Below are 13,794 nucleotides of genomic sequence, written 5' to 3'. Positions count from 1 at the left end.
GAGCCAGTGCGATGCATGGAGCTGTCGCGATGACGTACATCGGTACGCACGCATTTTCGGATTAAGTCGAAAGCGTCCACGTCCCCCTCATCGTCGTTCCGGCGCACGCCGGAACCCGCGGCGAGGCGGTCGGTTGTCGCGACGGCCATGGTCGTTTTCAAGCGGACACCTCAGCGTTCGGGCTTGCCCTTACGTGGTCGTTGCGGCCCCCGGCGCGCGTGCGCCGGGGTGACGGTGAGGGAAAGGCGGCGGTTCGCACGCAGGTCCTGTCTGGGAGCGCGCTTGAGCGCGATATTCTCGGGGGTGCGGGAAGTGCTGAACTAACGTTATCGCGATAACCCACTGCACCGCACTGGGTCCCTGCCTGCGCAGGAATGGCGGTGAGGGGTAAGGATGGCACGAGGGACCATCAGCGATTCGCTTTGCTCTTCACACCCTCACCGCTCGGTGGAACCCGCCGGTCCCCTCGCCGGGCCCGGTAGGAGGGCGAGGGTGGACTGGCGGATAAGGCCCCGCAGGGGGAAGGGGCAGGACGCCCCTTCCTCGGTGCGCGGGCAGGAAGCCCGCTCACCGAGCCCCGCCAGTCCACCCGCGTCGCGCAGCGACCGCCCGACGTGGGCCCGGCGAGGGGGCCGGCGGGTTCCATACGACAACGCCACGAATTGCAACGCTCTTCCGCTGGCCAAACACGGCGCAAAGCGCATCCGAACATAAGGCCCCCCTAAGCGACACAAAGCACCCTTCCAAAGAATCCGTCCAAGGGTGATGCCGTGACAAACCTCAAGTCCTCACTAGCCCCGGCGGCACGCCGATTCAGCCCCGTCATATCGGCGGCCATCTTCTTCCTGGTCATCTCCTTCGCGACCCGCTGCCTTCTCCTGTGGAAAGGCGGCTCGAATATCCCGCACGATGCGGGGAGCATGTTCTTCGCGTTCGGCATCGGATTTTTCTACGACGCAGTCACGTTTATTTACGTCGCGTGGCCACTCGTACTGTTCCTGTGGCTGACGCCAACAAACGACGGCTCGCCTGGCCTTCGTCGCTGGGGCATCTACGCACTCTGCCTTACGCTCATTTTCGTCGCGATACTCATCGCCCTGCGCATCGCTTTCATCGCATCCTTCGGCCAGATCTGGCCATTGCTGATTTTCTACCTGCTCCTGCTTCCCCTTGGCGGCATCCCCTTCTCTTCCCGCGTCGGTCAGATTCTTCTGCTCGCCCTGTTCGCGGTATCGATCTTCGGGCTGCTCTTCGTCAGCACGTCGGAGCTGATTTTCTGGGATGAATTCCAGACGCGGTTCAACTTCATCGCGGTGGACTATCTGGTCTACACGACCGAGGTCATCGGAAACATACGGGAGTCGTATCCGATCGGCCGATGGATTGCCGAACTGGCGGTCGTCTCCGCCATCGTCGTGTACGTCTTCCATCGTTTTCGCGGTGCGGCGGAGAACCAGTCCCGCGCACGCGAACGCACGATGGTCGCGATCGTCTGGTTCGCGCTGACCTGCCTCGTCACCGTGGCCGTGTCGTCGGGGGATAAGGAACGGTCTCCGAATCCTGCGCTCAACGCGCTGGCCGGCAATGGCATCTACGAATTCTTCGCCGCGTTCCGTGCCAACAAACTCGACTATGCGTCGTTCTATCGCACGCTGCCGCGCGATCGTGCGACGGCCGTCGTGCGCGGCATGCTCGATACGCCGGACGCGCGATTCATTCATAACGAAGGCACGGATTTCACCCGCGAGATCCGCGCCGCGGGTCCCGAGCGCCGGTTGAATATCGTACTCATCAGCGTGGAAAGCCTTTCCGCGAGTTATATGGCGCACTTCGGCAACCAGCAGAACCTCACGCCTCGTCTCGATGCGCTTGCCGATCAGTCGGCTCTGTTTACCCAGCTATACGCCAATGGCACCCGCACGGTCCGGGGACTCGAAGCATTATCTCTATCCACGCCACCGACACCGGGCGATTCGATCGTTCGCCAGGCGGGCAACGAAAATCTTTTCTCCCTGGGTAGCGTGCTCAACGCACACGGATACCGCTCGGCGTTCGTCTATGGCGGCTATGGCTACTTCGACAACATGTCTTATTTCTTCTCGCATAACGGCTACGACGTCGTGGATCGCGGCTCCTATCCCAAGGACGCGACGATCCATGCGGAGAACGTCTGGGGCATCGCCGACGAAGACCTGTACACGATGACGATGCGACGCATGGATGCGAACTATGCCGAGGGCAAACCGTTTTTCCTGCACGTCATGACCACGTCGAACCATCGTCCGTATACGTTCCCGACCGGCCGCGTGAATGGCGGACAGGGCAAGCGCGATGCGGCGGTGATGTATACCGACTGGGCCATCGGCGACTTCATCGACCGGGTAAAGGACAAACCGTATTTCGCCAATACGCTGTTCGTCATCACGGCCGATCACTGCGCGAGCAGTGCCGGCAAGACGGCGATCCCGCTCGACGGCTATCGCATCCCGCTGATTATCTACGCACCCGCACTCGTCAAGCCGGTGCGCATCGACAAACTGATGGCGCAGATCGATATCCCTCCGACGCTGCTGGGGATGCTCCATATGAGCTACCGGAGCCGGTTCTTCGGTTATGACATTCTGAATGTGCCCGCCGACAAGGAACGGGCGTTCCCCGCCACGTATCAGCAACTCGGATATCTTCACGATAGCCGCCTTACCATCCTGTCGCCGGGGAAACGCCTGTCGCAGAACGCCATCGGGACATCGAACGACACGGCCGACGCCACGGCCCGGAACGACCGATCCGTCGAAGAAGCGATCGCGTCGTATCAGGTTGCCGCTTCGATGTTCGAGTCGGGCAATATGCGCTGGAGGCCCGACGATGCAAAACCCGTCGAGCCTGCCCCTGCCAGCAGCTCACCCTAGGACCTCATGACGCTCAGCATCGAAGGACTACGCAATGCCCTTGTGGGTCCCTTCGACCTTCGGGTCGAGGCCGGTCGATGCACCGCTATCGTCGGTGCGTCCGGTTCGGGCAAGAGTCTGTTTCTTCGGATGGTGGCGGACCTGGATGTCAATGAGGGCGCGGTTTCGCTAGCGGGCGACGATCGCGCCGCTATCTCCGCACCCGCGTGGCGTCGCCGGGTAGGACTGGTTCCCGCGCAGCCGGGTTGGTGGGGCGAGTCGGTCGCCGAACATTTCGACGCGGACCTGCGAACGCGCGCTGCGGAACTGGCCGATGCGTTGCGCTTGCCTGCGGATATCTTCGCGCGGCAGATATTCCAGCTTTCGACCGGCGAACGGCAGCGACTCGGCCTCATCCGCGCCATGCTGGCCGACCCGGACGTGCTTCTGCTGGACGAGCCGACCGGCTCGCTCGATCCGGAAGCGACGCTGGCGGTGGAGGCACTGGTACGGGAAAGGCTCGAAGCGGGTGTGGTTGCGATCGTGGTTACCCACGATACCGCCCAGGCGACGCGGCTCGCCCATACGGTTCTGCGCATGGAAGCGGGGAGGCTCGCGCCGCTATGAATCCGATCTCGCTGCATCCGCTCGATCTTGCCATCGCGGCCTCGCTCGTTGTCGTGGACATATTGCTATCGGTGTTCTTGCGTCTCGGGCTTCATCGCCAGTTGCTTATTTCCGCCGGTCGGATGGTGCTTCAGCTGACCGCGGTCGGCTATGTATTGCGCTATGTTTTTGCGCTCGACTCCCCCGCCGCCACGGGCGCCATCGTGCTCGTGATGATCCTCGTCGCCGCCTATGAAGTCGCGGCGCGGCCTTCGCGGAAGCTGCGTGGCGGGAATTTCCTCGTCAGCATTCCGACGGTCGCAGGCGCCACCGTACTCACGAGCGTCTTCGCGCTGGTCACGGCGATCCGGCCTGCACCCTGGTTCGATCCGCATTACGCGATTCCCCTGGTGGGAATCATTCTGGGCAGCGTCCTGAACGCCGGGAGCATTTCCCTCGGCGGCATCCTCGACGGCGTCACCGGGGCGCAGGCGTCCATCGAGGCACGTCTGATGCTTGGGGAAAGGTGGCGCGTCGCCATCGGCCCGCTCGTTCGCCAATCGATCCGGCGCGGCATGGTGCCCGTACTCAACCAGATGATCGCGGCGGGCATCATTACCTTGCCCGGCATCATGACGGGACAGATTCTCGCGGGACTGGACCCCGTGGAGGCCGTGAAGTACCAGGTGTTGCTGATGTTCCTGCTTTCCGGCGGAAGCTGTCTTGCGGCCATCGGCACCGCGTATGGCGCGGCGTCGTTGCTGACGGATGGGCGCGAACGGCTTCGTCTCGATCGCCTGACTGGGCCGAAGTGAGGCTAAAAGGTAGGCATAGCGCTTCCATGGGCGGATAATTCACGACCCCTGCTGCCTGACTTCCCTACCTGATGTTCCAACCCGGACAACGCTGGATCTCCTCTGCCGAACCCGAACTCGGTCTCGGCACCGTATTGCGCGTCGAAGGACGTGGTGTACAGGTACTTTTCGCCAAGGCGGGCGTCCTTCGCCCCTATGCCACCGAAAGTGCCCCGTTGGTGCGTGCCGAGTTCCGCGCCGGCCAGCGCGTTGCCGGCAAGGGCATCGCTTTTCTGGTCGAGCGGGTCGAAGAACGCGAAGGGCTGCTGGTGTATCGCGGCGAAGGCCGCGAACTGGAAGAAGGCCAGCTCGACGACGAGCAAAGCGTTTCGCAGGCCGACGATCGCCTTGTCGGCGGCCGTACCGACCCCACGGACCGGTTCGACCTGCGTCTGGAAGCGCTGCAACGCCACGCCGAAGCCCGTCGCTCGCCCGCCTGGGGCCTTGAGTCCGCGCGTATCGGCCTCGTTCCGCATCAGTTGCGCGTCGCGGGTATTGCGGCCGCGCGCCGCCCGCCGCGCGTGCTGCTGGCGGACGAGGTCGGTCTCGGCAAGACGATCGAAGCTGGCATGATCCTGTCCCGCCAGCTCGCCACCGGGCGTGCCGGCCGCGTGCTGCTGCTATTACCCGAAACACTGGTCTACCAGTGGTTCGTCGAACTGCTGCGTCGCTTCAACCTGAGTTTCTCGATCTTCGACGAAGAACGCTGCGAAGCCATCGAGCAGTCGTCCGACGGCCGCAACCCGTTCGAGGACGAACAGCTTGTCATCGCCGATTTCGCTTTCCTGGAGCAATCGCCCAAGCGTGCGCGCCAGCTTGTCGACGCCGGCTGGGATCTCCTGGTCGTCGATGAGGCGCACCATCTGGAATGGACGCCCGAAGGCGCCAGTCCGCGCTATACGCTGGTCGAGGAACTGGCCGCGACGACGCCTGGCGTCGTGCTGCTGACCGCTACCCCCGAACAGCTGGGTCGCGCGGGTCATTTCGCGCGTCTGCGTCTGCTCGATCCGCAGCGTTACAGCGATCTGGACACGTATCTGGCCGAAGCCGATGCATTCGGGACGTTGTCCGATGTCGCGAATGTGCTTACCGAAGGCGGCACGCTGGACGCCGCGCAACGCCAGGCACTGACGAAGCGCTTCGCGGGCGACCGCGAACTGACCGCCCTGCTTGCCCGCGCCGACGACGCAAAAATCGCGCGCGACCTGCTTGCCGCGCTGATCGACCGTCACGGCACGGGCCGGGCCATGTTCCGCAATCGTCGTGCCGGCATCGGCGGTTTTCCGCGACGCTTGCCGGACCTGATCCTGCTCGATCACGAAACGCTCGACCCGGGCCGTCGCGATGCCCTGCTCGCCGAATTCCGGGCCGACTGCCAGCAGCCACCGGCGCCTGTCGAACCCGATTACGCCGACGATCCCCGTTTGCAGGCACTTATCGACCTGCTCGATAAGTATCCAGCCGACAAGTTCCTGTTGATCTGCCGCACGCAGGCCAAGGTGCTCGCCATTGAGGAAGCCCTGCGCACGCGCAGCGGCGTCGGTGTCGCACGCTTCCACGAAGGTCTTGGCATCGTGCAGCGCGATCGCAATGCCGCGTTCTTCGCGCAAGCCGATGGCGCCCGACTTCTGCTGTGCTCGGAGATCGGATCGGAAGGCCGTAATTTCCAGTTCGCGCATCGTCTGGTGCTGTGGGACATTCCGCTCGATCCCGATCTGCTGGAACAGCGCATCGGCCGACTGGACCGCATCGGTCAGCGCCACGATATCGTCATCCACATTCCCGTTGTCGAGGAAAGCGCGCAGCACGTGCTCGCGCGCTGGTACGATGAGGGTCTGGACGCGTTCCGTCACAGCCCGGCCGACGGTCGCGAACTGCTTCGTCGCTTTGGCCCCCTGCTTTCGAATCTCGCGGACGAACACGCACGCGGCGACGACGACCGCGATCAGGAGCTCGACGCGCTGGTCGCGGAAACGCGGGCGGCACACGAGGAGCTTTCCGCCCTGATCCACGCCGGTCGCGATCACCTGCTGGAACTGGCCGCCACGCGCGATCCGCACGCGGACGACCTCAGCCGCGCGTTCGCCATCGACGATGTCGATCCGGGTCGCGATGCGTTCCTGCAGCGTTTGTTCGAGAACTACGGCGTACATGCCGAGGAACTCGCGCGCGATGTCGTGCTGCTCGATCCGCAATATCTGTCCACCGATGGCCTGCAAGGATTTGGCGACGGCCCCATCGCTGTGACGTTCTCGCGAGAGACGGCGCTTTCCCGCGAGGAATTGCCGCTGCTGCGCATGGATCATCCGATGGTGAATTCCGCCGTCGATCTGCTGGTTTCTGGCGAACAGGGCAACGCGGCCTTCATGGTCGACGATGTCCTTCCTGTGCGTACGGCGCTGTTGCAGGCGGTTTTCGTACTCGAATGCGTCGCCGAGCGCAGCCTCGATGCGGAGCGTTTCATTCCGCCGACACCACTGGTTGTCTGCGTGGATACCCGCCTTACCGAGCGCGCGAATTTCGTGCCCAGCGAAGTTGCGATGCGCAAGGCACCGGATCGGAATATCGAAGTCGTCCGTTACCGGAAGTTCCTGTCCAAGCTGGTGCCGCCGATGCTCGAACGCGCGGCGGATCTGGCTGACGCACGTGGCGATGTACTGAAGTACGAGGCGATCGAACGGGCGCAGCAGGAGCTGGATGCGGAATATGCGCGTCTGGTGGCGCTGCGCGCGGTGAATCCGTCGATCTCCGAAACGGAAATCGCCCGCGTGGCCGCCGAACGCACGGCACTGCTCGCGGCGTTGCCGGAAGCTCGCATGCGTCTGGACGCGGTGCGCTTCGTCGTCAGCCCGGATTTCCTGGCGCTGCGCTAAGCACGCCGGGAACGCCTTACAACACCACATCCCTCCCCGTCACCCCGGCTTACGTACGCCGGAATGACGGTGAGGGGACAGGATTTTCCCTGCGTTGGCTCAATAACGACGCGGCAATTGATCGCGCCAGATACGCATCAACACGATGCCACCCAGCAACCCACCAAGATGCGCGAAGTGCGCCACGCCAGCCATGGTCCCAGTGACGCCGAACGCCAGCTCGGCAACGCCATAGCCGGTCACGAACAGCCACGCGGGAATGCCGATGGGAATCGGAATGAGCATGAGCTTTTCGCGAGGGAACCGCATCGCGAAGGCGCCGAGCAAACCGAAGATGGCCCCGGATGCACCTACCGTCGGAAACATGCGGTCCGGCTCGAAGAAGTAGACCACTGCCAGCTGCGCCACACCGGCGGCAATCAGGCATGTGAAGTAGTAGATCGCGAAACGGCGTGCGCCCAGTTCGCGCTCGACCATGCTGCCGAACATGTACAGGCCGAACATGTTGAATACGATGTGTGCCATGCCGCCATGCATGAAGGCGTATGTCACGACCTGCCACAGACGGAACCCCGCCGAGACGACCGAGCCGTCGTCCAGACGTAACGCGATGTCCGGCCCGAGCGGCCACAACGCGAACAGGCGCGTGAGCGCCGCGGTGGTGTCGTCTTTTAGCAGTAATTGCAGCCCGAAGATCAGAATGTTCGCAATCAGGAGATTGCGGGTAACCGGTGCGAGCGTCTGGTGCATGGGCTTCTCTTTACTGTCGGGAGCGCACCGGTCGGGCGATGCGCTCCATGGATCATCACACAGCTTGAGTATCAGCCGTCGATGCGGCCAGGCTGGAGGATTTCGATCCAGTAGCCGTCCGGATCGCGAATAAATGCGATGTGCTTCATGCGCCCGTCTTCGAGGCGCTTCTGGAACGGCACGCCCAGGGCGTCGAAGCGTGCGCAGGCGGCTTTTACGTCGGGGACGGAAACGCACAGATGACCGAAACCGCGCGGCTCGCTGTTGCCGTTGTGGTACGCGAAGTCCGCGTCGTTCTCGGTGCCGTGGTTGTGGGTAAGTTCCAGCACGCCCGGCTGGGCCAGCGCCCAGGCCAGGCGTTCGGTGTCGTCGTCGGGAATGACCGAGCGATCGGCGCGCAGGACGAGGTAGACGATGGTGAACGCGGCCTCGGCGAAATCCTGGCGGTGAACCGGCACGAAGCCGAGTACGCGCGTGTAGAAGTCGAGCGAAACCGCCAGGTCTTTCACACGGATCATCGTGTGATTGAAGACATAGCCCAGGGTCACGGTCTCGGGCTCGGCGGTGACGCCAGGGTGTTTCGTAAGGTCGGCGAGCGACATCGGCAACGTTCCTTAAGGAGTCAATGGAACGATGTGGCGCCCTGCTCCGCTCAATTCAACCGCGGCTCCCTCTGCAGCGACAGCAGGGCCAGTACCGCCGCCAGTGCCGCGTACGCGGCGGCGAACTGCCAGACCATGGTGCGCGCGCCGTCGGCAAGCTGCCACGGGAGGTAGACGCTGCCGGTGGGGTCGACCGAGTGGATGACGCCGAACAGGGTCAGCACGGCGCCGAGCAGCACGATGCCTGCGGCTTTTCGTACCTGTCCGTCGATCATCGCGACGACGAAACTCGCCCAGACCATCGAGGTGATGATGAAGCCGTTGCCCAGGATGGTGACCACGGCCAGGGCGGAAATGCCGTGGTCGTTCGCACCGTAGAGCACCGCATAGTGGGCCGGATCGACAATCGACGGGTCGCCGAGCTTGATCGCCAGCATGCGCGAAATGGCCGGGAAGAAGCTGAAGACCACCGCGGCCGCGTAGCGCAGCGGCGTGGCTTCGAAGGCCTGGGTGGTGATGCCGATGGCGACGAAGACCAGGATCGGCGCGAGTACCGCGATCGGCAGCAGCTCGACCAGGTTCGAGAGATAGCCGAATACGCCACCGAGTCCGATGACGAGTCCGGTCAGCAGGGTGTAGCCGCTGCGCGCGCCCATCGCTTTGTAGGACGGCTGGCCGATGTAGGGCGTGGTTTGCGCGACGCCGCCGCAAACACCGGCTACCAGCGTTGCCAGTGCCTCGACGAGCAGGATGTCGCGGGTCGGGTAGTCGTCGCCGGCCGCGCGGGCGCTCTCGGTGACGTTGATGCCACCGACGACCATGAGCAGCCCGAAGGGCAGGATCAGTGGGAGATAGGCCACGGTGTAGGGAAGGCCGGTGACGAAACCCAGCGACGGCCATGGCAGGCCGATGCGCCATTGCCACGCCGCCGGCGCGTGATAACCGGTGCCGAGCAGGCCCACGGGACCCAGTCCGTAATAGAGCGCTACGCCGACGAGGAACGCGGCGAGTACGCCGGGCACGCCGAACGGCAGGCGCCTGCGGGCGACCAGCGCGTAGAGCACGATGCCCAGCCCGGCGAAACCGACGACGGGCACGCGCATGATTTCAATCAGCGGCAGGAAACCCATCAGCACGAGCGCGATGCCGGCGATGGAGCCGAGCAAACCCGCGCGCGGCACGGATCGCTGCACCCAGGCGCCGGCGAACGACAGCACGAATTTCAGGATGCCCATGACGACCAGCGAGGCCATGCCGAGCTGCCAGGTGGCTTCGGCGGCGTGGTCGGCGTCCATGCCGCCCTGGCGAAAGGCCAGGAAGGCCGGGCCGAGTACGAGCAGCGCCATCCCGATGCTGGTGGGCGCGTCGAGTCCCAGCGGCATGGCCGTGACGTCGTCGCGCCCCGTGCGCCGGGCCAGCCGCCGCGCCATCCACGTATAGGCAAGATTGCCGAGCAGCACGCCCAGCGCGGTACCCGGAAACATCCGCCGGTAGACGATATCGGCGGGGAATCCGAAGATGCCGATCAGCGCGGTCGCCAGGAAGGCCAGGATCGACAGGTTGTCGACGACGAGGCCGAGAAGGCCATTGAGGTCGCCGCCGCCGAAGCGACGGCGTGTCTGCGCAGCGGCCATCAGAACGACACGTCCGCAGGCTGAGTGACCCGCAGGACCGACTGGTCGCCGGTGTCGCGCTTCCACGCCGCGCGGATCGCCTCGACGTCCGCACGCTGACGCGGCCCGTCCGGATACAGGAGCAGCAGCTCCTTCGAACGGAGGCGTTCGGTGCCGGACTGGCCTTTACCTCGCCATTGTCCGTAGACGTCGCGGACGCTCAGGCCGTCGGGAAAGCGTGGCGTCACTTCCTTGTCCAGGAAGGCCCGCCACTGCGCTTCGCTGACGCCGGCTCCACCATCGGCGAGCCCCAGGCCGAAGTACAGGCTGGTGGACACCCATCCCGCGGTGCGATCGGGATGCGCGGCATCGCCGGTAAGCGTTGCCGTGCCTTCGCTCGCGTGCGGCGCCGTGGCGCAGCCCGTCGTCGCGAGAAGCGCCAGCGACAGGACGATTCCAGCCCATGATTTCATGCTTTCTACCCCTACGCGAATATCGTGAGGCGTACGGACGTCCATACGCCTATCGGTCCAGATGTATTGACACAGCCTACACTGCAATGCAACAAATGGGAAAAGCGCATCTACCACTCATGGCCCACCGCACCCCTTGAACATTCGCATACATCGCATTGCCCCTGCCAGCCGCGTTTGCGTGGCGATGGGCCGATGTATGCCCGCGCGTCGGGCCTGACGACGCGCTTCCCGCTTTATCCGACCGCGCCCAGGGGCGCGGCGTAGCGTCGCGCACGCTTTTGCCAGGGGTTTTACATGATGTCGCAACACCGTAAGCACGCACTTCCGATGGCGATCGCCATCGCCCTGTCCGTTTTCGATGCATCGGTTTCCGAGGCAATGGCCCAGGATGCGCAGCCCGCGTCCGCGTCGACGCTGGACCAGATCGTGGTGACCGGTACCCGCTCGAAGGATCGCACGGTACTCGACTCGCCCGTGCCCATCGATGTGCTGACACCCGAAGACCTGCGCGCCGCTGGCGCCGTGAATGGCGAACTTGGCCAGGCACTCGCCGCGCTGCTGCCATCGTTCAATTTTCCGCGGCAGTCCAATTCCGGCGGATCGGATCATGTGCGCGCGGCGCAGTTGCGCGGCATGAGCCCCGACCAGGTGCTGGTGCTCGTCAATGGCAAACGCTTCCATACCTCCGCCCTCGTCAACGCGGATACCAAGATCGGCCGGGGTACGACGCCGGTCGACTTCAATGCGATACCGATCAGCTCGATCAAGCGCATCGAAGTGCTGCGCGACGGCGCCGGCGCGCAATACGGTTCGGACGCGATCGCCGGTGTCGTGAACATCATCCTCGACGATGCGCCCGAGGGCGGCGAAGTGACCGCGAGCTACGGCACATTCCATACCGATTTCAAACCGACGGGCCGCACGATCACCGACGGTCAGAGCGGATTCGCCAGCGCGAAGTTCGGTGCGCGCCTGGGCGGCGACGGCGGCTTCGTTCGCGCGGGTATCGAGAGCAACCAGCACGAACCCACCAATCGCGCGGGCTTCGACCAGATCCCCCCGTGGGAGAATCAATCTCCCGCCAATCTGGCGTGGCAGGGCAAGCGCAACTACGCAGCGGGCGATCCGCAAAACGAGAACTACAGCGGCTGGGTAAACGCCGAACTTCCGCTGGCCGATAACGTCAGGGCTTACGCATTCGGCATCTATACGCAGCGCCGGACCATCGGCGACAACTATTTCCGTTATCCGGACAGCGATGCCAACGTGCCGGCGATCTATCCGGACGGCTATCGTCCCGAATCGCAGGGCTACAACCGCGACGTGAACCTCACGGCAGGCGCACGCGGACGGATCGGCGAATGGGATTACGACGGCAGCGTGACCTGGGGCGGGAACAGCTTTGCCTACGATCTGCGCAACTCGGTCAATGTATCGTTGGGGCCGGATAGTCCGACGAGTTTTCGCATCGGCAAGTACGAAGGCACGCAAAGCACCGCCAATCTCGACCTGAGCCGCCCGGTCGAATGGGGAACGACGCTTTATACCGTGGCCACCGGCGCGGAATACCGTCGCGAGACATTCCGCACCTACGCGGGCGACCCGGCCTCCTATGAGGTGGGTCCCGTCGCCGGCGCCCCCATCGGCGCGCAGGCGGGCGGTGGCCTGACGCCGCAGGACACGGCCAATCTCAGCCGCCATGTCGGTGCTGCATACCTGGATATTTCCGCGGATCTGACCGAACGTTTATTCGCGGACGCCGCCGCACGCTACGAGCATTACAACGATTTCGGCAGCGCATGGACAGGCAAGCTCAGCGGCCGCTATGCCTTTACGCCGAACTACGCGCTGCGTGGCGCCATCTCCAATAATATTCGCGCCCCATCTCTGAGCCAGGTAGGTTTTGAGTCGACGTCCACCGGCTACGGTGCAAATGGCGAACTGGTGCAGGGCCGCGTGCTTTCGGTGAATAACCCCATCGCCCGCGGCCTTGGTGCGACACCGTTGCAACCCGAGAAGTCGCGCAACGTCAGCCTTGGCTTTACGGCACGTCTGGGCGAACACTTCGACGCGTCGCTGGACGTGTATCGCATCGACGTCGACCATCGGGTGACGCTTTCGGAAACCATCGCGACCGACGGCCTGGAGTCGTACATCCTCGCGAATTACGGTGTGCCCGGCGTGCAGAGCGTCGCATTCTTCACCAATGCCGTGGATACGCGCACACGCGGCGCGGAACTGGTCGCCAACTACCGGCATCCCGCCTATGGCGGCAACCTCACGCTGACCGGCACGTACAGTTATAACCGGACCTCGATCCGCAAGGTACGCGACACCCCACCCCAGCTCGCCGCGCTGGGCGCCGACGCCGTGCTATTCGGACTGGAGGAACGCAATACGCTGACCGACGCGGCCCCGCGTCAACGTGGCGCGCTTACCGCGAAATGGGATGCACCGCGCTGGTCCCTGCTCGGCCGGTTGACCCGACAGGGCGCGACGACCCGCGTTTTCGACTTCGGTGGCGGCTTCGTACCGACCCAGACCTATGCGGCACGCTGGCAACTGGATGCCGAGGTCGAGTGGCATGCGACCGAACGTCTTTCGCTGGCCATTGGCGGCCAGAACATCACGGATCAGTACCCCACCCGCTCCATCGCCGATATCGCATACGCGGGAAACTTCCCGTACGACGTGATCTCGCCGATCGGGGTCAACGGAGCGTACTGGTACGGGCGGGTTCGCTATACGTTCTGAAACACGGAGTACGACAGACTTAAAAAGGCTCTTCACGCATTGCCGGGGACAACCTGACTGTCTTGTCGAGTTTCGGTCGAGGACAGTTGCCTCACGCTCATGGCTCGAGGAAGCCGCGACCGGGTTGGCCCTTGGGGCCTTCGGCGCCGTCCCTGCGGGAGCGGGCCGTAGCGCCGCTTCGCTCCGTCACTAGGTATCGCGGCCCTCGGCTAAGGCGGCCCCAAGGGCCAACCCGGCCACGGCACCGGCGACTGCGGTTTGTTGTGGGCAGAGCGCGAGCCGAGCACGTGACGGAACCGAACCGGCAGGCGGCCATGACGGGTCATGCGTCACGCGCTGCTTTCCTCCACGTCACCGCAGCATCCGGAAGAGCCGTCG

Annotated in this window: 9 protein-coding genes; 5 read left to right on the top strand and 4 right to left on the bottom strand. The window is 64.2% G+C overall.

The window, feature by feature from the left end; genetic code table 11:
• Positions 1-770 precede the first annotated feature (770 nt).
• The 4 genes from AC3IR3_RS05520 to rapA all read left to right on the top strand — a co-directional run bounded on the left by AC3IR3_RS05520 (position 771) and on the right by rapA (position 7,221).
• A complete protein-coding gene (locus tag AC3IR3_RS05520) occupies positions 771-2,909 on the top strand; it encodes an LTA synthase family protein (RefSeq protein WP_489195972.1) in 2,139 nt (712 codons plus the stop codon).
• 6 nt (positions 2,910-2,915) lie between these two features.
• A complete protein-coding gene (locus tag AC3IR3_RS05515; RefSeq protein ID WP_489195971.1) occupies positions 2,916-3,515 on the top strand; it encodes an ABC transporter ATP-binding protein in 600 nt (199 codons plus the stop codon).
• Positions 3,512-4,309 (top strand): ABC transporter permease, encoded by a 798-nt coding sequence (locus AC3IR3_RS05510; RefSeq protein ID WP_132147235.1) that lies wholly within the window; start codon positions 3,512-3,514, stop codon positions 4,307-4,309. The genes AC3IR3_RS05515 and AC3IR3_RS05510 overlap by 4 nt, the downstream gene beginning before the upstream one ends.
• A gap of 71 nt (positions 4,310-4,380) precedes the next feature.
• Positions 4,381-7,221: an RNA polymerase-associated protein RapA gene (rapA, locus tag AC3IR3_RS05505; RefSeq protein WP_489195970.1), complete on the top strand. Its 2,841-nt coding sequence runs from the start codon at positions 4,381-4,383 to the stop codon at positions 7,219-7,221.
• Positions 7,222-7,320: 99 nt separating this feature from the next.
• Here rapA and AC3IR3_RS05500 read toward each other — a convergent pair whose 3' ends face one another.
• The 4 genes from AC3IR3_RS05500 to AC3IR3_RS05485 all read right to left on the bottom strand — a co-directional run bounded on the left by AC3IR3_RS05500 (position 7,321) and on the right by AC3IR3_RS05485 (position 10,659).
• Positions 7,321-7,971 (bottom strand): rhomboid family intramembrane serine protease, encoded by a 651-nt coding sequence (locus tag AC3IR3_RS05500; protein ID WP_489195969.1) that lies wholly within the window; start codon positions 7,969-7,971, stop codon positions 7,321-7,323.
• A gap of 71 nt (positions 7,972-8,042) precedes the next feature.
• Positions 8,043-8,573, bottom strand: coding sequence for a lactoylglutathione lyase (gloA, locus tag AC3IR3_RS05495; RefSeq protein ID WP_489195968.1), 531 nt, complete (start codon positions 8,571-8,573; stop codon positions 8,043-8,045).
• A gap of 50 nt (positions 8,574-8,623) precedes the next feature.
• The gene (locus AC3IR3_RS05490; RefSeq protein ID WP_489195967.1) at positions 8,624-10,207 is read right to left on the bottom strand and encodes a SulP family inorganic anion transporter; all 1,584 of its coding nucleotides are present in this window, start codon (positions 10,205-10,207) and stop codon (positions 8,624-8,626) included.
• The gene (locus tag AC3IR3_RS05485; protein WP_489195966.1) at positions 10,207-10,659 is read right to left on the bottom strand and encodes a DUF3574 domain-containing protein; all 453 of its coding nucleotides are present in this window, start codon (positions 10,657-10,659) and stop codon (positions 10,207-10,209) included. The genes AC3IR3_RS05490 and AC3IR3_RS05485 overlap by 1 nt, the downstream gene beginning before the upstream one ends.
• Before the next feature lie 300 nt (positions 10,660-10,959).
• Here AC3IR3_RS05485 and AC3IR3_RS05480 point away from each other — a divergent pair, with 300 nt between their 5' ends.
• Positions 10,960-13,416, top strand: a complete 2,457-nt coding sequence (locus AC3IR3_RS05480; RefSeq protein ID WP_489196888.1) for a TonB-dependent receptor plug domain-containing protein — start codon at positions 10,960-10,962, stop codon at positions 13,414-13,416.
• Positions 13,417-13,794 lie beyond the last annotated feature (378 nt).

The organism is Luteibacter sp. GL_149, assembly GCF_057834065.1.
The sequence above is the reverse complement of the archived record's forward strand: the minus strand, read 5'-3'. Positions and strand labels throughout refer to the sequence as shown.

What these genes read in the sequence shown, in the direction of transcription:
- AC3IR3_RS05515 (WP_489195971.1), top strand. Translation starts at nt 2,916, where the DNA reads ATGACGCTCAGCATCGAAGGACTACGCAATGCCCTTGTGGGTCCCTTC.
- AC3IR3_RS05510 (WP_132147235.1), top strand. Translation starts at nt 3,512, where the DNA reads ATGAATCCGATCTCGCTGCATCCGCTCGATCTTGCCATCGCGGCCTCG.
- rapA (WP_489195970.1), top strand. Translation starts at nt 4,381, where the DNA reads ATGTTCCAACCCGGACAACGCTGGATCTCCTCTGCCGAACCCGAACTC.
- AC3IR3_RS05500 (WP_489195969.1), bottom strand. Translation starts at nt 7,971, where the DNA reads ATGCACCAGACGCTCGCACCGGTTACCCGCAATCTCCTGATTGCGAAC.
- gloA (WP_489195968.1), bottom strand. Translation starts at nt 8,573, where the DNA reads ATGTCGCTCGCCGACCTTACGAAACACCCTGGCGTCACCGCCGAGCCC.
- AC3IR3_RS05490 (WP_489195967.1), bottom strand. Translation starts at nt 10,207, where the DNA reads ATGGCCGCTGCGCAGACACGCCGTCGCTTCGGCGGCGGCGACCTCAAT.
- AC3IR3_RS05485 (WP_489195966.1), bottom strand. Translation starts at nt 10,659, where the DNA reads ATGAAATCATGGGCTGGAATCGTCCTGTCGCTGGCGCTTCTCGCGACG.
- AC3IR3_RS05480 (WP_489196888.1), top strand. Translation starts at nt 10,960, where the DNA reads ATGTCGCAACACCGTAAGCACGCACTTCCGATGGCGATCGCCATCGCC.